The sequence below is a fragment of the Vannielia sp. SX4 genome, assembly GCF_052828525.1.
Genome location: NZ_CM128247.1, coordinates 1,317,712 through 1,336,903, shown reverse-complemented (window position 1 = coordinate 1,336,903; position 19,192 = coordinate 1,317,712). Strand labels below are relative to the sequence as shown.

Here is a 19,192-nt window from a genome sequence, read left to right as displayed (position 1 = left end):
TCAGAGCATCGCCGGTACGACCTGATCGGGCGGTCGGTGACCATCGGCGAAAGTCTTGATGTTGATGAGCACCTTCTCCCCCATCTCCACGCGCCCCTCCTCGGTGGCGGAGCCCATGTGCGGGGTCAGCAGCACATTGGGCAGCTCGTAAAGGCGTGGGTTGAGCTTCTGGGTCTTGTCGAACACGTCGAGGCCCGCCCCCGCGATCTCTCCGGCTCGCAGCATCCGGGTCAGAGCATTCTCGTCGATCACCTCACCGCGGGAGGTGTTCACGATCACCGCGGAGGGCTTCAGCAGCTTCAGTCGGCGGGCCGAGAGCAGGTGAAACGTCGATGGCGTGTGCGGGCAATTGACCGAGATCACATCCATCCGGGTGAGCATCTGGTCGAGGCTCTCCCAATAGGTCGCCTGCAACTCGTCCTCCACCTCAGGGCGCAGCCTGCGACGGTTATGGTAATGCACCTGCATGCCGAAAGCTGTGGCCCGGCGGGCCACGGCCTGCCCGATCCGGCCCATGCCGAGGATGCCCAGCCGCCGCCCGGCGATGCGCCCGCCGAGGTAGCCGGTGGGCGACCAGCCCTCCCATTTTCCGGCCGTCATCACAGCGGCGCCCTGCGGAATTTTTCGTGTGACTCCAATGATCAGCGCCATCGTCATATCGGCAGTGTCATCGGTCACCACGCCGGGCGTGTTGCTGACGAGAATACCGCGCTGGCGGGCGGTGGCCACATCGATATGGTCGAAGCCCGCGCCGTAGTTGGCGATCAGCTTCAGCCTGTCGCCCGCCTGGCCAATGAGACCGCCGTCGATGGTGTCAGTGATGGTTGGCACGAGCACGTCGGTGTCTTGCATGGCGGCCACCAGCTCCTCGCGGGTCATCGGCGCGTCGCCCTCGCGCAGGCGCACGTCGAAGAGTTCGCTCATCCGCGTTTCGACCACCTCGGGCAACCGTCGCGTTACGACAACACTCAGCCGCTCTGCGCCCATGGCTCTCATCCTCCCGCTTCTCAAGGACCATCCTTGCGATAGAGTGTGCGCAAGAAAAGGCGCGGGATACAAGCGCCGGATGAGGCAACGAGTGGTGAACCCCATGGGGCGGCTGGCAGGCGCTTCCCGAGGCAGTCGGGCGATTTTTCACAGCGTTATCGGATGCTTGGCTGGCGCGGTATTGGCCAGCGCCGTACATGCGGCGGAAGAGCGCGGGCCGGTGACCAACCTGCCCCTGCCCCGCTTCGTCTCGCTGAAGGCCGATGAGGGCAACGTGCGGCGCGGGCCATCCCTCAGCCACCGGGTCGACTGGGTTTTCACCCGCCGGAACATGCCCTTGGAAGTTACCGCTGAATACGGCCACTGGCGCCGGGTGCGCGACCGCGAAGGCGCGGGCGGCTGGGTGCATTACTCGCTGCTGTCAGGCGTGCGGACAGCGCTTGTTGAAGAAGACATGGTAGCGCTTCGGATGAAGCCAGATGACGAGGCGCCGGTGAACGCACGGGCCGAGGCGGGCGTGGTGGCGCGGGTCAGCGAGTGCAACCTCGACTGGTGCTGGGTCATTGCCGGAGGCGAGCGCGGCTGGGTCCGGAAGGCTGCGCTCTGGGGCGTGAAGCGGGAGGAAATTCTCGAGTGATCGCTTTGCCTTAGCGGCAGTATGACCCCGAGCGATACCGCGCGGTATCGAAGTGGAAATGGTCTCGGTGATAGGCGTTTGCATTCGGTCCGAGCACCGTGCCGAACGGCCCACAGGCGGCCTTGTGCATCTCTTTTAGCGCCGCAGCCCAAGCCTTTGAGCCCCAGCCCTTGAGCACAGATACATAGGTGCCGTCACGCAGGGTGACGCCCGCGATATCCACCGCCCGTCCCTTGGCGTGCTCAGACAGCCGCCCGGACTTGGCGTTGTTACGGTTGCGGCAGGCATAATGCGCCACGACCTTGATCTGCTTGACCCCGCCGCCTTTGCGGCCGATGGCGGGCTTCAGCCCTTTCTTAACCCAGCGATCCAGCGCCTTGGCTGTGCCGCAATCCATCGTGGCGGTGCTGGAGAGCGAAATGCCCTGCACCGAGGTGACCTGCACCGGGTTGGCAATGCCGCACCCCTTGCCCGGCCGCCCGAAGCTGCTGACGGACTGGCCCTTGATTGAGTTGATCCCGCAGACCGAGCCTTTACGCCCGAACTTTACCTCACTGAGCGTTGCCTGTTCCTTAACGAGCCGGTCAATGTGCGGCGGGCGGGGCTGCGCCTGAAGCTGGGCATGGGCCAGCGGGCCGCGAATGACGCGGACGATCGTCAGCTGCTCAGTCTCCGCCGGGGGGCGTGTGGCCGGGCGCAGACGTGCGGGCTTGGGCGCTGCGGCAATGGGCTCGGCGTTGGCCTCCGCCTCGGGGCGCGCCTTGGGGCGGAGCGGACCTGCGGGCATGACACCGCGCGTTGAAACGACGGTTTGCGCTGCTTCTTCAGTGGCTTCCGAGGGGCGCGGCAACGGCATGAGGCTTTGCGCCGGGGCCTCTGCCAAGGCCGGAGCGGCCAGCAGGGCAAGGGCTGCGGCGAGCCGGATCAACGCTTCGCCCCGCGCCCGAAATCCGGCGCATCGGTATCCTGCCCGGCCTCGATGATGCCGCGACGGATGGCGCGGGTATGGGTGAAGTAATCGAACAACTGCTCGCCGTCGCCGGTGCGGATGGCGCGCTGGAGGGCAAAAAGCTCCTCGGTGAAGCGACCCAGAATCTCCAGCGTGGCTTCCTTGTTGTTCAGGAACACATCGCGCCACATCGTCGGGTCGGAGGCGGCGATGCGGGTGAAATCGCGGAAACCGGCGGCGGAATACTTGATCACCTCGCTGTCGGTCACGCGGCGCAGATCGTCGGCCACGCCGACCATCGTGTATGCGATGAGGTGGGGGCAGTGAGAGGTAACGGCGAGCACAAGGTCATGGTGCTCGGGGTCCATCTCCTCGACGTTGGCCCCCATGCCCTCCCAGAGTTTGCGAAGCTTTTCAGTCGCTTCCGGCGGCGTGCCCGGCGTGGGCACGAGGATGTTCCAGCGGTTGTCGAAAAGCTCGGCAAAGCCGGAGCGCGGACCGGAATGTTCGGTGCCCGCGAGCGGGTGGCCGGGGATGAAGTGAACGTTTTCAGGCAGATGCGGGGCTACCGCATCGATCACCGCCTTCTTTACCGAGCCGACATCGGTGATGGTGCAGCCCTCGGCGAGGTGCGGCGCGATCTCTTCTGCGACGCCGCCCATCGCCCCGACGGGCACGCAGAGCACGACGAGGTCGGCCCCCTGCACAGCCTCGGTGGCGGTATCGACCACACAATCACAAAGGCCGATTTCGCGAGCGATTTCGCGGGTTTCGGCGGAGCGGGCGGTGCCGATGATCTCACCTGCGAGACCGCCCCTGCGGATGGCGTGGGCCATGGAAGAGGCGATGAGGCCAAGGCCGATGAGGGCGACGCGTTTGTAGATCATCGGGCGGCCTTGAAGGTTTGGAGCGCGGCGAGGACGGCGCGGCAGTTGTCTTCGGTGCCTACAGTGATGCGCAGGCACTCCGGCAGCCCGTAGCCGCCGACCTGACGAACGATAAGCCCCTGATTTCCAAGGTGATTGAAGGCGGCATCCGCCTCCTCGGCGCTTGAGAAGCGGGCGAGGATGAAGTTGGCTTGGGAGGGATCGGCCGGGATGCCGAGGGCCGCAAGACCACGGGCCAGAAGGGCGCGGTTGCGGGTGTTCTGGGTGCGGGATTTCTCTGTAAATTCGGCATCTTGCAGGGCAGCCACGGCCCCGGCGATCTGCATAGCGCTCAGGTTGAAGGGGCCGCGGATGCGGGTGAGCGTGTCGATGATCTCGCGGGAGCCGAAACCCCAGCCGACGCGCAGCCCGCCGAGGCCGTAGATCTTGGAAAAGGTCCGCGTCATCAGGACGTTATCGCGGGAGGCGGCAAGCGAGGCCCCGCCGTCGAACCCCTCGACGAACTCGGCATAGGCGCCATCGAGGACCAGCAGGCAGCCCTCGGGCAGGCCATCGGCCAGGCGCACCACCTCGTTGCCGCCGATCATGGTGCCGGTGGGGTTATTGGGGTTGGCGAGGTAGACGATTTTTGTCTTTTCGTTGCAGGCGCTTAGGATGGCATCAACGTCGGCCACGCGGTCCCGCTCGGGGGTCACGACAGGCTCGGCACCGGCGGCGCGGGCGACGATCGGGTACACGGAAAAGCCGTGCTCGGTGTAGACGACCTCATCTCCCGGCCCGGCATAGGCCTGAGCGACGAGGTGGAGGATTTCATCGGAGCCGACCCCACAGATCAATTGATCCGCGGGCAGATCATGCGCCTCGGCAATCGCATCCCGCAACATCTGGTGGTCGGTGCCGGGGTAGCGGTGCAGGGTGCCAAGCTCGGCGGCAATAGCCTCGGCCACGCGCGGCGAGCAGCCGAACGGGTTTTCGTTGGCGGACAATTTCAGAGGATTTTCAACGCCTTGAAAGGTGCTCTTGCCGCTCTGGTAGAGGGCGATCTCTGAAATGCCGGGCTGGGGAATGGGTGCAGACATCACTTCCTCCGGTCGCAGCGTCATAGCAATCCGGGGGAAACATGCAAGATCGGAAGGGCTGAGGCCGTTAACCATGCGAGTCCGGCCATGCACAACCGATGCACAACCGATGCACATTCCATACATATGCAAAAAATGCATAGCTCGTTATAGGCCAAACCGTTACCCCATAGTGCGCCGCCCCTCTTCCCTCCTCGCCGCGCAGGCTCTAGGAGTGGGCGCGCGGGAGGACAGGCCGCATTGAGACGACACCCCACGCCATGAAGACCGCCCCCACTGAACCGCCGCGCCGCTGGGCCATGCTGGCGCTTGTCACCGGCGTGCTGCTGCTTGCGGTGGTCGCGCTGAACTTCATCCACGGCTTGGGCGTAGAGGCGGGAACGGTGCCGATGGCCGCCGCGCTTGCCGTGATCGCGATAGCCCTGCTGGCGCGCGGGCTGCGCGGCTCGCGGCTGGTGTTTCTCGCAATCTCGCTGGGCCTCACCGCATGGTGCCTCTTGATGGAGGATGCACCGGGCGAGCTGCTCTGGCCCGCGCTGGAACGCGGCAGTTTCATCATCGCCTTCTTCTGCGCCCTCGCAAGCCTGCAGCATGTGGCGGGCCGGTCGCCGATGATCGCACGGGCGGCAGCCTTTCTGGCCAACCAGCCGCCGGGGCGGCGCTACCTTGCGCTGGCCTCGGGCACGCAGGTGTTTGCCCTGATGCTGAACTACGGCGCGCTCTCGCTGCTGGGCACGATGGCGATGCGCTCGGCGGAGCGGGAGACGGACCCGGCGATCCGGACGCTGCGGGCAAGGCGGATGTTGCAGGGCGCGCAATGCGGCTTCTCGGCGTCGCTCTGCTGGTCGCCTCTGGCCTTTGCCACGGTGATCACCACAGCGCTGGTGCCGGGCGTGAAGCTGGGGACGGTGGTGCTCACCGGGATCGGCTCGTCCTTGATCATCGTGACGGTGGGCTGGCTGGTGGACCGGCGGTTGAAGGGCAGCCTGCCGGCGGGGACGGTGGTGCCGAAGCGCGACGAAGTGGCGGCGCATGATACCCGCTCGCTCTGGCCGCTGGGGTGGCTCTTGGCGGCGGTGGCGGTGCCTGCGCTGGCGGTGGATGCGATCTGGCATATCCCGCCGTCGCGCACGGTGCTGGGGCTGGTGCCGCTGATCGCCATCGCATGGGTGCTGATCGAGACCTTGCGGGGCGGCAAGCTGAAGGAGTTGGCAGCGCGGGGCCGGGATTTTGCCTTTGGTGACCTGCCCTCCTACCGCAGCGAGTTGGTGCTGCTCAGCACCGCGGGCTTTATCGGCACGGCCGCAGGGGCGCTCTTGGCGGAGGTGCTGGCCAGCTCGGGCTTCGACCTTGGCGGCGTGCCTGCGCGGCTGGTTCTGGTGCTGCCGATCCTGCTGATTCCGCTCGCCGGGCAGCTGGGGCTGAACCCGATCCTCTTCGTCTCGCTCTTTGCGCAGCTTTTGCCGACGCCGGAGGAGTTGGGGGTATCGACCATCTCGCTGGTCATGTCGCTCATCAGCGGCTGGACGCTGACCGCGCCGACCTCGCCCTTCACCGCCTCGGTGATGATCATCTCGCGGTTGGCCGGGGTGAGCCCGCAGACCGTGGCCTTCAAATGGAACGGCTGGTTCGTGTCGCTGACGGCGCTGGCGTTGGGGACCTGGGTGCAGATCCTCGCTTGAGGCGTGGCGTGATGGCGGCGGGTGGACCGGCGCTCGAAGTGGCGCAAGGCGAGCCGCGACGAGCCCGACTTACGACTTCTTCGAGCGGGCGGTGAGATAATCCATCAGCGCCATGAGCACGCCGGAGGTGACGAAGGTGAGGTGGATCACCACCAGCCAGAACAGCTCGTGCTCACCGTAGATCGCATCGGCCTCGTCATTGCCGATCTCCATGAAGCGCTTCAGCAGATGGATGGCCGAGATGGCGACGATGGAGCCGATCAGCTTCATCTTCAGGCCGGAGAAATCGACGGTGCCCATCCATGCCGGGCGGTCTGCCGGGTCGCCGATGTCGAGCTTGGAGACGAAGTTTTCGTAGCCGGAGAAGAGGACGATCAGCAGGAGGTTTCCGGCGAGGCTGAGGTCGATCAGGGAGAGGACCACGAGGATCGACTTGTCGGCGCTCATCGTCATCACCTTGGGCAGGTAATAGATGAGCTCCCGCGCGAAGATGAAGGTGAGCATGGCGAGGCAGATGGCGAGGCCAAGATACATCGGGGCCATCAGCCAGCGGGCGGCGAAAAGCGCGCCCTCGAAGCGGCGTTCGATGGGTTGGGTTTCGTCTTGGGTCGGCTCGGGCATGGGCGGCGGCTCGCGTGGCTTTGAATTCGGAAGGGTTGTAGCGGCGCGCGCGGGCGGGAGGAAGATGCGGGGTGTCGCAGTCGCATCGTGCGGGGGCTGGCCACCCGCACGGAATCAAGCCGCAGGCGCCGTGCAGCGCCGACCCGCCCCCCGGGGCGGCGCTTTGGCCAGGTTGAGACTGACCAAGAAGGTCGCGCTACCACGGCACAATAAAGTGCCACACATCACCGTTGCGAGCGCCACCCCGCAGGTCGGCGCTGCACGCCGCGGCACGGTCAGGCTTCAGGTCGCGAGCACGTTGCGGAAGGCCCAAGGCACGCTTTCGTCAATGTCCTCGGGGAAGTGCTCCCAGCGGTCCTGCAGCGGGGTCCAATCGGTGTAATGTGCCTCGACCGGGCCGAGGTAGGGGCGTTGCACCTCGAGGCAGCGGGCGTGGTCCATCTCGTCGGCCTCGACGATGCCCGCCTCCGGGTTTTCCAACGCCCAGACCATGCCGGCGAGCACGGCGGAGGTGACCTGAAGGCCGGTGGCGTTCTGGTAAGGGGCGAGATCGCGGGTTTCTTCGTTGGAAAGACGGGAGCCGAACCAGAGGGCGTTTTTCTCGTGGCCGTAGAGCAGCACGCCCAATTCGTCGATGCCTTCAACGATCTCATCCTCGGTGAGGATGTGGTGCTTGGTCTGCTGCTTGCCGGAGCCGAACATTTCGTGAAGCGAGAGCACCGCGTCATCCGCCGGGTGGTAGGCGTAGTGGCAGGTCGGGCGATACTCGGGATCGGCCCCCTGCCCCACGGTGTAATAGTCGGAGATCGAGATCGCCTCGTTGTGGGTGACGAGGAAGCCGAACTGCGGGCCGGGCGTGGGGCACCAGGTGTGCACGCGGGTGATGGCACCGGGACGGTCGAGCCAGATGGCGGCCTGGCAGCCGGTCTCCTGCCGGTGGCCGTTTTCGGGGAACCACGGCTCATGGGTGCCCCATCCCAGCTCGGCGGGTTGGAAACCCTCGGCGATGAAGCCCTCGACGGACCACGTGTTGACGAAGACGTTGCGGGGACGCGGCACGCGGCGGGCTTGGGTATCTCGCTCGGCGATGTGGACGCCTTGAACGCCGAGGGACTGCATCAGCTTGGCCCAGCCTTCGCGGGTGGTCGGCGGGGTAGCATCGGCGCCCGTATCCTTGGCCAGCGTGAGCAGGGCCTCCTTGACGAACCAGCTGACCATGCCGGGGTTGGCGCCGCAGCAGTTGACGGCGGTGGGGCCGCCGGGGTTGGCGGCTTTCTCGTCACGCACTGCCTGACGGAGCGCGTAGTTGGTGCGGGAGGCATTGTCCTGCGTGTCGAAGTAGAAGCCCGCCCAAGGCTCGGCCACGGTGTCGATGTAGAGGACGCCCAACTCGCGGCAGTGCTTGAGGATGTCGAGCGACGAGGTGTCGACCGAGAGGTTGACGCAGAAGCCTTTGCCATCGGGGAAGAGGCCGGAGAGCACCTCCTTGTAATTCTCGGGCGTCAGGGCCGTGTCGATGAAGTTGAGCTTGTGCTGGCGCAGGAAGTTGTGCTGCCGCTCGTCGGGCTCGATCACGAGGAACTGGTCGGCATCATACTCGAAGTGGCGCTCGATCAGGGGCCATGTGCCTTTGCCGATGGAGCCGAAGCCGATCATGACGATGGGGCCGTCGATACGGCCGTAAACGGGGTGGGACATGGGCAGGCTCCTTCTCTTGGCTGCCCCTGCATCGCAAATGCGGGGCGCGAGGCCAAGGTGCTGGGGGAAGTTTCATCTAAGACGCGTGCGGGATCACAGCTGCGTGATCCGGGCAGATGGGCTGAAACTTCGGGTGCCCTGCTTTCGTGTCTTCTGATGCAAACGCGGGGCAATGTCGCCCTGCTTCATAGTGACAGAGGACTTCATGACCAAATCCCTTCTGACCTCCGCCGCAGCCCTCCTTGCCCTTGGTGCTGCTCCTGCTTTCGCCGATGGCCACGCTGGCAAAATGGGTTACGCCCTTGCCAATGATGGCGGCACGCTTGTTGTCATGGCTGACATTGCTTCTCCGGGCGATGTGCAGACCTTTGACCTTGCGCAGCCGCTGCGGGCCATTGCCTACCGCCCGGTCACCGGTGACCTGCTCGGTTTCGCCGACGGCATGATCGTGACCGTGAACCCGGCGAGCGGCGAAGTGACCGACCTGGGCGCTGCCTTTGACGAGAACGCCATGATCGGCGCCGATGGCTACGTGGCCTTCGACTTCAACAACGCGATCGACGCTGTGCGGGCCGTGGGCTCGGACGGGGCGAACCTCGTGTACTTCCCCGAGGGCTTTGGCGACAATGACCCGAAGGCGAACACGGTGAAGCGCTTCACCGATGCGGCCTATGGCGAGGGCGATGCCAACGCCGGCACCACGCCGATGATCTTTGCCAACGCATACACCAACGCGATCTCGGGCGAGACGGCGGAATCGACCGCTCAGTTCGCGCTGGATGCCGCGACCGACTCGCTGGTGACGTTGGCCAACAACGACGGCACGCTGGGCACCGTGGGCAAGGTGATGGTCGACGGCGAGGCCGTAGACCTGAGCGCCTGGGGCGGGTTTGACATCATCTCCCCCGAAGAGGGCACCGACATGGCCTATGCCGTGTTGCAGATGGAAGGCGCGGAGAGCGCCGGGCTCTACTCCATCGACCTGACGAGCGGTGCGGCCACGATGATTGCCGATCTCGGCATGGGCGGCTTCTCCGGCTTCGCCGTCAGCCCCGGCATGTGATTGCTCTGACAGATCGAGCAGGGAGGGCCGCCTGAAAGGGCGGCCCTTTTTGGTGGGGTGGTTCGGTTTGGATCTATGCGCCCGGTACCACTGGCTCGAAGCAACCCCGGCAGGTCGTCACGTTGCTGGTATGCTTGGTTCGCAAGATGGACAGAAATCCGACGAAACCGGGGAGCTTTGCCCCGGGGTTTTGTTCGGGCTTTCACGATGAAGTTCGGGTCAGCTGCCAGCGAGGACAGAAACGACCATTCTTTGGCACACCTATGCTCAGGAACGTGACTATTGCTGAATGGACGTTGAGATGTCAATGTAAAAACTCACATCAACTGCAAGAAATCCAAGGCGTCACAATGACAATTTCCACAAGCGAATGGCTCGCAGCAGGAATACTGGTCGTCGGCATCGGCAAAGCCGGCTGGGATTTTTTCTTAAGTGAGAAGCTCCAAAAGCGAGATGAAGAGCAGGTAGAATTGGGCGTTGATAAGCTCAAAGAGAAGGTCAAATCGCTTAGAAGAAGTAGAAAGCGTGATTCACGGGCTAACCAAATAGCGTTCGCCGCGACTACAGCCCTTTCAGCGTGGCTGATTGCGATCGGCTTCTCCACAGTCGATCTTGACCCCAAAGACGTGTTGACTCTTAAAGCTAGCGTGTCTTCCCTAGAGAAACAGGTTTCTGAGCTTGAAGCGCGCCTTCCCAAAGAATGAAAGGGACTTCCATGTCTGCCGATCCCCTCGAAGACATTCGCCGTAGAATTAAGGACATCGAAGACGCAATTTGGCCTCCCGGCCCACCGGGACAGCCGACAATTTTTGACAAGAAAATCAAGGAGATTGAGAACAAGCTTCGAGATTTAGAAGGTCAGTTTGTCACCAAGGATATCGTTGAAGACCTAATTGATGCTGTTAAGATGCTTGCGGTCCAGCGACGGCGCAGAGGCGGCGGGGGCTACATGACACTAGAAATGTAACGGCTCTCTAGACCCCTCGCGGAACGATGCTAAACTCCAAGTGAGATACCTAGTAGCGGGATATTTCGTTGGCAAGTTCAGGGATCCCTTAGTCCAAAAGTGTCCTACAAATCGGCGAAACTCTAACTCCAAACGACGCCAGTACGAATGCTTTGCAAATGCTGAATGATTGCGTTGATGTGCTTGAGAAGACACGGACTTGACCAATTTGGACCAGGCAAATATGAGCGACCCTGAACCGCCGCGAATTGAAGAACTCTTTGGCTCGTGTTCACAACTTAGAATCATTTTTGAAGAAGCTTGTTGATAGACGTGGCGACCCCAACTCTCCGCCACCCTCACCAAATCCACCCATACCACGGAGCGGAGGATCGGGTTCCGGTCTCTCTCCTGATATCCGAACGCGGCTCGAGACCATCGAAACAAAGCTTACTTCGTTGGAGGACGGGGCGGTACCTGCTGAGATTATTGAGGACTTGATCGAGATAATTAGAATTATCTCGTTGTCATATTTTGCCCACAGGGATACTTCCCAAGAAGACAGTGACTAGTACACCACCCTACATCGCCTACCGCTTTACGAATCCTTCAACGCGCTTGTGGGAATATATCAAGCCGCAATCCCAGCTGTTATTACTGCGCAGACGCCGTTGATCGAGCAGAACTTCCGAATCCTTAACGAAAATGCGAAATCGGGAAGCATGCTTATGGCTCAGTATGCATGTGCAGCTAAAGAACTTCAAAATGAAATTCAAAAGTTGATGGAAGTGGCTTGGCGAGATGTTTATCAAGACGCCACAGCAGCAGTAAAGAAGGCGACGTCTGAGATTGTTGCGGCTCGAAAGTTGCAGCAGCAATCTTGACCCAAAATCCACCTTAAGCCGTTCTCAAAGTCGCGGTCAAGAACGACCATTTGTGTCCCACTTCTTGAAGGCGGCGTTGGTCGAACACCACGAGGGCTCCGCGAAACAACACTTGGGCCGGACTGCGGCCTCATTTCGCCAAAGGCCATCGGTTGTCGAAAAGCAAAAGGGCCGCACCTTGGGGTGCGGCCCTTCCTGTCCCTCGAAGAACGTGCCTTTGCGGCTTAGTTCTGAGCGTAGAATTCGATAACGAGGTTCGGTTCCATCTGCACCGCGTAGGGCACGTCCGACAGGCCGGGGGTGCGCACGAAGGTGGCGGTCATCTTGGAGTGGTCGGCCTCGATGTACTCGGGCACGTCACGCTCGGCGAGGCCGACGGCCTCGAGCACAACGGCGAGCTGCTTGGACTTGTCGCGGACTTCGATCACGTCACCCTCTTTCACGCGGTAGGAGGGGATGTTGACGCGCTGGCCGTTCACCTTGACGTGGCCGTGGTTCACGAACTGGCGGGCAGCGAAGATGGTCGGCACGAATTTGGCGCGATACACGACGGCGTCGAGGCGGCGCTCGAGCAGGCCGATGAGGTTTTCACCGGTGTCGCCTTTCACACGGGCGGCTTCGGCGAAGATGCGCTTGAACTGCTTTTCCGTCAGGTCGCCGTAGTAGCCTTTGAGCTTCTGCTTGGCGCGGAGCTGCAGGCCGAAGTCGGACAGCTTGCCTTTGCGGCGCTGGCCGTGCTGGCCGGGGCCGTATTCGCGGCGGTTGACCGGGGACTTCGGGCGGCCCCAGATGTTTTCGCCCATGCGGCGGTCGATCTTGTACTTGGCAGAGGTGCGTTTGGTCACCGTCTGATCTCCTTCTGTAAGGCGTTCCCTGCGGCGGGAACTATGAAGGGCGTTGTCCTCTCTCTTGCGAGCGACAGGGCATCCCCTTGCGGGGGCCACCAACACCAATTGAAACACCGGGGCGCGAACCCCGGTGGATGGCGGGCTTATACAGGCCCGGAGGCCCGAGTCAACAGGGGCTCAGGCCGCCAGACCCGCGTCGTGACGTAGGATTGCCGCCTCGGCCCCGGAGAGGGTGCGGCGGGCGGGGGCGCCATAGTCGTCGGGGCGCTTCTTCAGCCACGGGAGGCCGCCCAGCAGGCGATCCCGGTCACCCGCGTCGAGCGTGCCGAAATCGGCCTCGGCGGGATGGAAGCTCTCGGTCTCGACCCCGTTTGCGAAGAGCACCTGATGCCGGTCCATCAGGATATGAACGTAGGTGGCTTCGGTCAGCCGGTGGTCGGTGGAGATGCCGCGCAGGCCGGAGAGGTCGCGGGCGCGGACCAGCACCTCGGGGGTGTTGTAAAGCGCCTGTGCGGCCGGGCCGCGCAGCAGGAGGCGGTGGTTGGGCGAGACCAGCAGGTCGCCATCGGGAATGTCGGGCCCGAGCACGCCGGCGCGAATCCGCATGGGGCGGAGGTGGGGCATGGCGAAGAGGCGCGCGCCGGTCATCCGGCGCTGACCGGCCCACATGACCGGCTGGGCACCGTCATCGGCGGTTTGCACCATGTCGCCCTCGCCCAGTTCCTCGACCAGCTTGTAGCCCTCGGGTGTGGCGATGCGGGTGCCCGCGGTGAAGCAGATCACGCCACCCTGCGGGGTTTCACCCGGCCTCGGGGGCGTTTCGGAGGCGCTGGCCACATGGCTGACCCAAAGGTCTGCGCCCTCGGGCGGCACGCCGCCTGCGAACATCAGCAGGCCGGAGGCGCCCGGCACGGTTTCGATCCAGCTGGCCATCCAGGCCTGCTGGCCGTCGGTCACGGTGAAGCTGGCATGGGCCAGAAGCGCCTCGCCCTCTGCCACCTGCGCGATGGCCTCGGCGCGCGCCAGCGCCTTGCGGGCATCAGAGCCGCGCGCAAGCACCGCAAGCGCCTCGCCATTGCCGGTGATCATCCGCCGCACCTTGCGTGCCGCACGTTTGTGAAGGTCTGCCACGCCCTCGGCACTGCCGAGCGATAGCACATCGCCGGGTCCGTCGACCCGGGTGAGCGCCCCGCTCCAGCGCCAGGTCGCCCCCGGATGCAGGCTTTCCACGGCTGCGCCGGGGTGCCCATCTGTTTCCGTGTGCGACCAAGGGATGACAAACGTGCCGAGAAAGCCCGTTTTCATGCCTGTATGCCTGCCGATTTTCTTTTTTATTGCAGATTCGTTAACACGCGATCTCGCGCGTCACCAAGAAAAAAGTGCAGGGGAGTCAAAGGCGTGGCGCGGGGGTCACGTGCAAGGAAGGTGGCGCATCGGCGCGAGTTGGCCCCTCTTTGCGGCTGCGGTGAGGGGCCGGGGTGCAGCGCTCAGAAGAACAGCCGCAATTGCAGCGCGCCGACCAGCTGGCCTTCGGGCTGGGTCTCGAACTCTTCGGACAGGTAGGTCAGGCCGTAGAACAGCCCGCGGTTCTCGCCCTGCCAGTTCATCCCGGCGCGGATGCGGGTGCGGGTGTCTGTCAGCTCGATGCCGTCTTCCTCGGGCAGGTAGGCCGAGGAGAAGACCTTGGCGAAGTCGCCGCCCAGCAGGAAGGAGAAGCCGGAATCGGCGTTGGAGCGGATCACCTGATAGCGGTGGCCGGTGGTGCTGTCGCGCGCCATCAGCGCGACTTGGCCGTAGCTGCCGAAGGTGACGTCGGCACCGACGCGGGCAAAGCTCTCGACGCCGTGCTGCAGCTCGACGAAGGGGCGCAGGCGGGCGTTGCCGAAGGCCAACTCGCGCGAGAGTTCGGCGGAGACGGTGGCATAGCTGTTGTTTGGGATCTGGTCGCCCAGCACGGTGGTTTCCTCAAGGCCGAAGGTCTTGTGGATCGAGTTCTGAAGCTCGCCCAGCCCGGTCTGGGGGCCGGTGAGGGTAAGATCGACCCCGGCGCGGAAGTCGGCCGCGCCCATCTTGGAGTAGCTGTGCACGCCGAATGTGAGCGCCCCGGCAAAGCGGCGGTCGTCGGCGGCGGGCGCGGTGAGGCTCTGCGGTGCGATCAGCTCGGAGCGCAGGCGGAACTCCAGCAACTGGCCGAAACGGTCGGGCGCCGCGCCCTCCCAATCGGGGCCGTAGGCGATGCTCAGGGTGTAGGCGCCGGTGCGCCAGCGGTCGTAGCCATCGCCCAGCACGTCGTTGGTGAAGAGTCGGCCCCAGCCCAGCAGCGCCCGGTCGGCAGCCTGGGCCGGTGCGGCGAGACCGGAAAGGAAAGCGAGGAGAGCGATCACTCGGAGGGCGGATTTCATCGTGTCAGACCGTGTTGGAGAGCTTTTGCCCTCAATACGTGCAACCCCGGCGTGTCAGAAAGAGGAAAGGTAAAAGCTGAGTGTGAAACGCAGTGTTTCCGCAACAGCGAGGCGGCGCTAGGGTGGCGCGAACATGCAAGGGAGGCAGGATGAAACCGCTGGAAGGGCTGAAGGTTGTCGAAATGGCGCGAATCCTCGCCGGGCCGTGGATTGGGCAGGCGCTGGCCGATCTGGGCGCGGAGGTGATCAAGCTGGAGAGCCCGGAAGGGGATGACACCCGGCGCTGGGGCCCGCCTTTCGTGGAGCGGAACGGCGACGTGAGCGCGGCCTATTTCTACTCGGCGAACCGGGGCAAGGTGAGCGAGGTCGTGGATTTTCGCACGCCCGAGGGGCAAGCGCGGGTGCGCGAGTTGGTCGGCGGCGCGGATATTCTGATCGAGAACTTCAAGGTCGGCGGGCTGGCGAAATACGGGCTGGATTACGCCAGCCTCGCGGAGGTGAACCCGGCGCTGATTTACTGCTCTGTCACCGGCTTCGGGCAGGACGGCCCTTATGCCAAACGGGCAGGCTACGACTACCTTTTGCAGGGCATGAGCGGGTTGATGGATATCACCGGCGACCCGGAGGGCGAGCCGACGCGGTTTGGCGTGGCGGTGACCGATATCGTGACCGGGCTCTACTCCACCATCGGCATCCTCGCCGCGGTGGAGCAGCGGCACCGGACCGGGCGGGGGCAGCACATTGATATGTCCCTGCTGGACTGCGCCGTTGCCATGCTGGCGAACCAGGGGATGAACTACCTTGCCACCGGGGTGCCGCCACAGCGGACCGGATCGTGGCACCGCAACCTCGGCCCCTATCAGGTGGTGCCGGTGAAGGACGGACATATCATCATCGCGGTGGGCAATGACGGGCAGTTCCGCCGGTTTTGCGATGTGCTGGGGCTGGACGGTTTGGCCGATGACCCGAGGTTCTCGACCAACCCGGGCCGGGTGACCAACCGCGAGGCGCTGACGCCGCTGATCGAGGCGGTCACGGCGGGTTGGGAAAAGGCGGCGCTGCTGGCGGCCTTCGAGGGGGCCACGGTGCCGGCCGGGCCGATCAACGATGTGGGCGAGGCGCTGGCCGACCCGCAGGTGATGGCGCGCGGCATGCAGATCGCGCCAGAGGGGGTGCCAGGGCTGCGCGGGCCGTGGAAGTTTTCGGACGCGGAGCTGGCGCTGGAGCGCACCGCGCCGGTGCTGCCGAAGGCCGAATGAGCCATCGGCCCTTGCCACCCGCGCGGCCTTGCGGCAAACCACCCCGAGCACGAAGTGGAGCCCAGCAATGACCCGTATCGACGACACCTTCGCCCGCCTCAAGTCCGAGGGCAAAAAGGCCTTTGTCGCCTATGTCATGGCCGGAGATCCGGATTTTGACACATCGCTGGAGATCGTGAAGAGCCTGCCGGGCGCGGGCGTGGACATCATCGAGCTCGGCGCGCCCTTCACCGACCCGATGGCCGATGGACCGACCATCCAGCTGGCCGGTCAGCGCGCGCTGGAGGCCGGGATGACGATGGACCGGACGCTGGAGATGGTCCGCGCCTTCCGGGCCGAGAACACGACCACCCCGATCGTGCTGATGGGCTATTACAACCCGATCTACAGCCGGGGCGTGGACACCTTCCTCGCCGAGGCCAAGGAGGCAGGCGTGGACGGGCTGATCGTGGTGGACCTGCCGCCGGAGGAAGATGACGAGCTGTGCATCCCGGCGCAGGCGGCGGGGCTCAACTTCATCCGGCTGGCCACCCCCACGACCGACGACAAGCGCCTGCCGAAGGTGCTGCAGAACACCTCCGGCTTTGTTTACTACGTGTCGATCACCGGGATCACCGGCTCGGCCGAGGCGCAGGCGGGCGATGTGGCCCCCGAGGTGGCGCGGATCAAGGCGCAGACCGATCTGCCGGTGATCGTGGGCTTTGGGATCAAGACGCCGGAAACCGCTCGTGGCATCGCCTCGGTGGCCGATGGCGCCGTAGTCGGCTCGGCGATTGTGGCGCAGATTGCCGAGGGCAAGCCTGCGGCGGAGGTCACCGCCTTTGTGAAGAGCCTTGCAGAGGGCGCGCATTCGGCCTGAGGCCTGAGCGCGTAGCTGCGGATTTATGGCCCGTGCCGGAAGGCGCGGGCTTTTTGCATGTTGGAGCGGCGGTCAGGCGGGCTGGAACTTTTTGCGGGCGTGGTAGGTCAGCGCGCTGGCCATGAGCATCCGCAGCGCGTCGGTCGGTAGCGCTTCGCCCGCCTCGAAGAGCACACCGCGATTGCCGTCAAACCGGAAGCCCTCGGGGAAGAGCGCGCGGAAATCGGGGATGATCCGGGTCGCGCAATGCACGAAGACCCCGAGACTGCCCTGCTTGGAGACGGCAAGCCGCAGCGGTGAGCCAGCCTTGGTTTCAGCCGTAACATAGGCGGGCTGGCCCCATTTTAGGCATTCCTCCAGCGCTCCCACCCCCGGCGTGGCCTCGGCCACCTCGAAGACCAGCGCCCGCAAGCTGAGGAGCGCCTCGCGCAGGGCCTCGGGGAAGCCTTCGTAGACGGCGGCGACATCTTCACTGGCAAAGGGGGGCTGGGCCTTGAGCATGGCACCACTCTTTGCCTGCCGCGGGTGTCTGGCAAGAGAATTCAGAGCTGGAGGTGGATGTGATCGTCATGCCGGGCGGCGCGGCAGCCCTGAAAGCGCACCTTCGGGCCTGCGCCGTGGCGCGCGGCGAGGTGCGGCTCGACAAAGACCTTGCCGACGCGCGGATCGGCCTCGAGCAGGGCGAGGGCGGTGGTGAGGCGCGGGCTGTCGAGCGCCATGTCGCGCCAGAGCGGCTGGAGGAGGGAGAGGTTCCAGCGCAGGGTGAGGAAGCTGGGGGTGCAGCTGGTCGGGCCGTCTTCGAAGGCGAAGTAGCCGAGTGGTGAGCGAGTGCGGGCCGGGGCGTAGCCCTGCGCGTTGCGATACCAGAAGGCGAGGTCGGCCTTTTCGCCATCGTCATGGGAGAGGTGCGGCAGGAGCGGCAGGCCCGTGGCGGGGAAACCCGCATCTAGCATCACGATGACGGTGCCGGGGTGGGCGCGGGCCATGTCGGCGGCGAAACGCTCCAGCACGTCGGCCAGCTCGGGGGTGACATAGGTGCGGTTCATCGCGCAGTAGAGGCCTTTCGCCCTCAACGGCTCGCCCCAGCAGGGCACGGGTTGGCGGCCCCAGAGCGGCGCAGCAAGCCAGAGGGCAGCGGAGAGCGCGAGGTAGAGCGCAGCGAAGGCCAGCCAGCGGCGGCGGAAGAGGAGCGCGCCGAGCCATGCTGCGCCGCCGGTGAAGGTGAGCGCGGTGAGTACGACGGCGGCAAAGAGGTGGAGTGGCGCGAAGGCCCAGCGGCTCACAGCCCGGCGGCCTCCGCCTGCGCGGTGATAAGGCTCTCGACGAAGGCATCGAACTCCGGCCCCGGCTGCCGCTTTGCCAGCGTGTCGGCCAGTGGGTCGGGCACGCGGATGGCCGAACCGGAGAGCGCCTCCAGCGTGGCGTGGCCGAGGAATGGCACGTGGGCCTCCGAGTACCCGCCCTCATGGACCAGCACGAGCTTGCCGCCACAGATCTCGCCCGCCAGCGCCTTCACCCGCAGGGTCATCTCGCGGAAGGTCTCGGAGGTGCAGAACATGCGGCCCAGCGGGTCCATCGCGCCGGCGTCATAGCCGCAGGCGACGACGATCAGATCGGGGGCATGGGCGCGGATCGCGCGGAGGGCCAGCCTGTCGATCGCGGCGAGATAGCCCGCGTGGCCCACGCCGGGCGGCAGAGGGATGTTCAGATTGGCCCCCTGCCCTGCCCCCTCGCCGCGGTCGGCGGCGCTGCCGGTATCGAGCGGATAGTTGCGCTCCTGATGGATCGAGACGGTGAGCACATCGCCCCGGTCCCAGAAGCAGGCCTCGGTGCCGTTGCCGTGGTGCACATCCCAGTCGAGCACCGCCACGCGCTGCGCCCGCCCCTCGGCCTGCGCGGCCTCGATGGCGATGGCGATGTTGGCCATGAGGCAAAAGCCATTGGGCCAGTCGGGTTTGCAGTGGTGGCCGGGCGGGCGGGAGAGGCTGTAGGCGTTGTCGAGCTCGCCCTTGCAGACGGCGCGCACCGCTTCGGTGGCCAGCCCGGCGGAGAGCGCCGCCACCTCGTAGCCGCCGCGCCCGAAGGGGGTGCGCAGGCCAAGCTCGCCGCCGCCTGCATCGGACATCGTCTTGAAGGCATCGAGGTAGGCGGCGGGGTGGACTCGCAAGAGTTCCTCACGCGTGGCCTCCGCCGCGCCGCGCAGTTCAAGATCGGCGGCAAGGCCCGAGACGCTCATCAGGTTCTTCAGCCGCCGCTTGGTCTCCGGACCGTCCGGCAGGCCGCCCGCGCCGGGCTGCACGAAGCCGCCGACCGGCAGCGTGAGGGCATAGTCGCCGCCGTGGTGCCAGAAACACCGCTCATCCCAGAAAAATCCCGTTGCCATATCGCCCT

20 protein-coding genes are annotated in these 19,192 nt (G+C 64.9%); 8 read left to right on the top strand and 12 right to left on the bottom strand.

The window, feature by feature from the left end:
• Positions 1 to 987, bottom strand: a complete 987-nt coding sequence (locus ACUXVX_RS06755) for a 2-hydroxyacid dehydrogenase (RefSeq protein ID WP_446310914.1) — start codon at positions 985 to 987, stop codon at positions 1 to 3.
• 103 nt (positions 988 to 1,090) lie between these two features.
• Here ACUXVX_RS06755 and ACUXVX_RS06750 point away from each other — a divergent pair, with 103 nt between their 5' ends.
• A complete protein-coding gene (locus ACUXVX_RS06750; protein WP_446311514.1) occupies positions 1,091 to 1,624 on the top strand; it encodes an SH3 domain-containing protein in 534 nt (177 codons plus the stop codon).
• 10 nt (positions 1,625 to 1,634) lie between these two features.
• On the opposite strand, the gene ACUXVX_RS06745 is transcribed toward ACUXVX_RS06750, so the two are convergent.
• Genes ACUXVX_RS06745 through hisC form a run of 3 tightly spaced genes read right to left on the bottom strand, consistent with a single transcriptional unit; the run spans position 1,635 to position 4,539 of the window.
• A complete protein-coding gene (locus ACUXVX_RS06745; protein WP_446310913.1) occupies positions 1,635 to 2,552 on the bottom strand; it encodes an extensin-like domain-containing protein in 918 nt (305 codons plus the stop codon).
• Positions 2,549 to 3,460 carry a prephenate/arogenate dehydrogenase family protein gene (locus ACUXVX_RS06740; protein ID WP_446310912.1) on the bottom strand — a complete coding sequence of 304 codons (912 nt, stop codon included), beginning with the start codon at positions 3,458 to 3,460 and terminating at the stop codon, positions 2,549 to 2,551. The genes ACUXVX_RS06745 and ACUXVX_RS06740 overlap by 4 nt, the downstream gene beginning before the upstream one ends.
• Complete coding sequence (gene hisC, locus ACUXVX_RS06735; RefSeq protein ID WP_446310911.1) at positions 3,457 to 4,539, bottom strand: histidinol-phosphate transaminase; 1,083 nt, start codon at positions 4,537 to 4,539, stop codon at positions 3,457 to 3,459. Before hisC ends, ACUXVX_RS06740 begins: the two co-directional genes overlap by 4 nt.
• A gap of 260 nt (positions 4,540 to 4,799) precedes the next feature.
• Between hisC and ACUXVX_RS06730 the strand changes: the two genes are divergently transcribed.
• Positions 4,800 to 6,221 carry a hypothetical protein gene (locus tag ACUXVX_RS06730; RefSeq protein WP_446310910.1) on the top strand — a complete coding sequence of 474 codons (1,422 nt, stop codon included), beginning with the start codon at positions 4,800 to 4,802 and terminating at the stop codon, positions 6,219 to 6,221.
• A gap of 69 nt (positions 6,222 to 6,290) precedes the next feature.
• Here ACUXVX_RS06730 and ACUXVX_RS06725 read toward each other — a convergent pair whose 3' ends face one another.
• Together ACUXVX_RS06725 and ACUXVX_RS06720 are read right to left on the bottom strand one after the other, a co-directional pair.
• Complete coding sequence (locus tag ACUXVX_RS06725; RefSeq protein WP_446310909.1) at positions 6,291 to 6,842, bottom strand: TIGR00645 family protein; 552 nt, start codon at positions 6,840 to 6,842, stop codon at positions 6,291 to 6,293.
• Between the two features lie 282 nt (positions 6,843 to 7,124).
• Positions 7,125 to 8,540, bottom strand: a complete 1,416-nt coding sequence (locus ACUXVX_RS06720) for a homospermidine synthase (protein WP_446310908.1) — start codon at positions 8,538 to 8,540, stop codon at positions 7,125 to 7,127.
• Positions 8,541 to 8,745: 205 nt separating this feature from the next.
• Here ACUXVX_RS06720 and ACUXVX_RS06715 point away from each other — a divergent pair, with 205 nt between their 5' ends.
• The 4 genes from ACUXVX_RS06715 (at position 8,746) to ACUXVX_RS06700 (ending at position 11,433) form a co-directional block, all read left to right on the top strand.
• A complete protein-coding gene (locus tag ACUXVX_RS06715) occupies positions 8,746 to 9,603 on the top strand; it encodes a DUF4394 domain-containing protein (protein ID WP_446310907.1) in 858 nt (285 codons plus the stop codon).
• 350 nt (positions 9,604 to 9,953) lie between these two features.
• A complete protein-coding gene (locus tag ACUXVX_RS06710; protein WP_446310906.1) occupies positions 9,954 to 10,307 on the top strand; it encodes a hypothetical protein in 354 nt (117 codons plus the stop codon).
• Positions 10,308 to 10,318: 11 nt separating this feature from the next.
• Positions 10,319 to 10,570: a hypothetical protein gene (locus tag ACUXVX_RS06705; RefSeq protein ID WP_446310905.1), complete on the top strand. Its 252-nt coding sequence runs from the start codon at positions 10,319 to 10,321 to the stop codon at positions 10,568 to 10,570.
• A 650-nt stretch (positions 10,571 to 11,220) separates the two neighbouring features.
• The gene (locus tag ACUXVX_RS06700) at positions 11,221 to 11,433 is read left to right on the top strand and encodes a hypothetical protein (RefSeq protein WP_446310904.1); all 213 of its coding nucleotides are present in this window, start codon (positions 11,221 to 11,223) and stop codon (positions 11,431 to 11,433) included.
• Between the two features lie 224 nt (positions 11,434 to 11,657).
• Here the strand turns inward: ACUXVX_RS06700 and rpsD are convergent, their stop codons facing one another.
• The 3 genes from rpsD to ACUXVX_RS06685 form a co-directional block, all read right to left on the bottom strand.
• Entirely contained in the window at positions 11,658 to 12,278 is a 621-nt protein-coding gene (gene rpsD / locus ACUXVX_RS06695) for a 30S ribosomal protein S4 (RefSeq protein WP_222470281.1), read from the bottom strand.
• A gap of 180 nt (positions 12,279 to 12,458) precedes the next feature.
• Entirely contained in the window at positions 12,459 to 13,586 is a 1,128-nt protein-coding gene (locus ACUXVX_RS06690) for a Hint domain-containing protein (RefSeq protein ID WP_446310903.1), read from the bottom strand.
• Positions 13,587 to 13,768: 182 nt separating this feature from the next.
• Entirely contained in the window at positions 13,769 to 14,683 is a 915-nt protein-coding gene (locus ACUXVX_RS06685) for a lipid A-modifier LpxR family protein (protein WP_446310902.1), read from the bottom strand.
• Positions 14,684 to 14,832: 149 nt separating this feature from the next.
• Here ACUXVX_RS06685 and ACUXVX_RS06680 point away from each other — a divergent pair, with 149 nt between their 5' ends.
• Together ACUXVX_RS06680 and trpA are read left to right on the top strand one after the other, a co-directional pair.
• Entirely contained in the window at positions 14,833 to 15,942 is a 1,110-nt protein-coding gene (locus tag ACUXVX_RS06680) for a CaiB/BaiF CoA transferase family protein (protein WP_446310901.1), read from the top strand.
• Positions 15,943 to 16,009: 67 nt separating this feature from the next.
• Complete coding sequence (gene trpA / locus ACUXVX_RS06675) at positions 16,010 to 16,801, top strand: tryptophan synthase subunit alpha (protein WP_222470285.1); 792 nt, start codon at positions 16,010 to 16,012, stop codon at positions 16,799 to 16,801.
• 72 nt (positions 16,802 to 16,873) lie between these two features.
• Here the strand turns inward: trpA and ACUXVX_RS06670 are convergent, their stop codons facing one another.
• Genes ACUXVX_RS06670 through ACUXVX_RS06660 form a run of 3 tightly spaced genes read right to left on the bottom strand, consistent with a single transcriptional unit; the run spans position 16,874 to position 19,184 of the window.
• Complete coding sequence (locus ACUXVX_RS06670) at positions 16,874 to 17,302, bottom strand: DUF1801 domain-containing protein (protein ID WP_446310900.1); 429 nt, start codon at positions 17,300 to 17,302, stop codon at positions 16,874 to 16,876.
• A gap of 41 nt (positions 17,303 to 17,343) precedes the next feature.
• Positions 17,344 to 18,084, bottom strand: coding sequence for a hypothetical protein (locus ACUXVX_RS06665; protein WP_446310899.1), 741 nt, complete (start codon positions 18,082 to 18,084; stop codon positions 17,344 to 17,346).
• Positions 18,081 to 19,184 carry a class II histone deacetylase gene (locus tag ACUXVX_RS06660; protein ID WP_446310898.1) on the bottom strand — a complete coding sequence of 368 codons (1,104 nt, stop codon included), beginning with the start codon at positions 19,182 to 19,184 and terminating at the stop codon, positions 18,081 to 18,083. The genes ACUXVX_RS06665 and ACUXVX_RS06660 overlap by 4 nt, the downstream gene beginning before the upstream one ends.
• Positions 19,185 to 19,192: the final 8 nt, after the last annotated feature.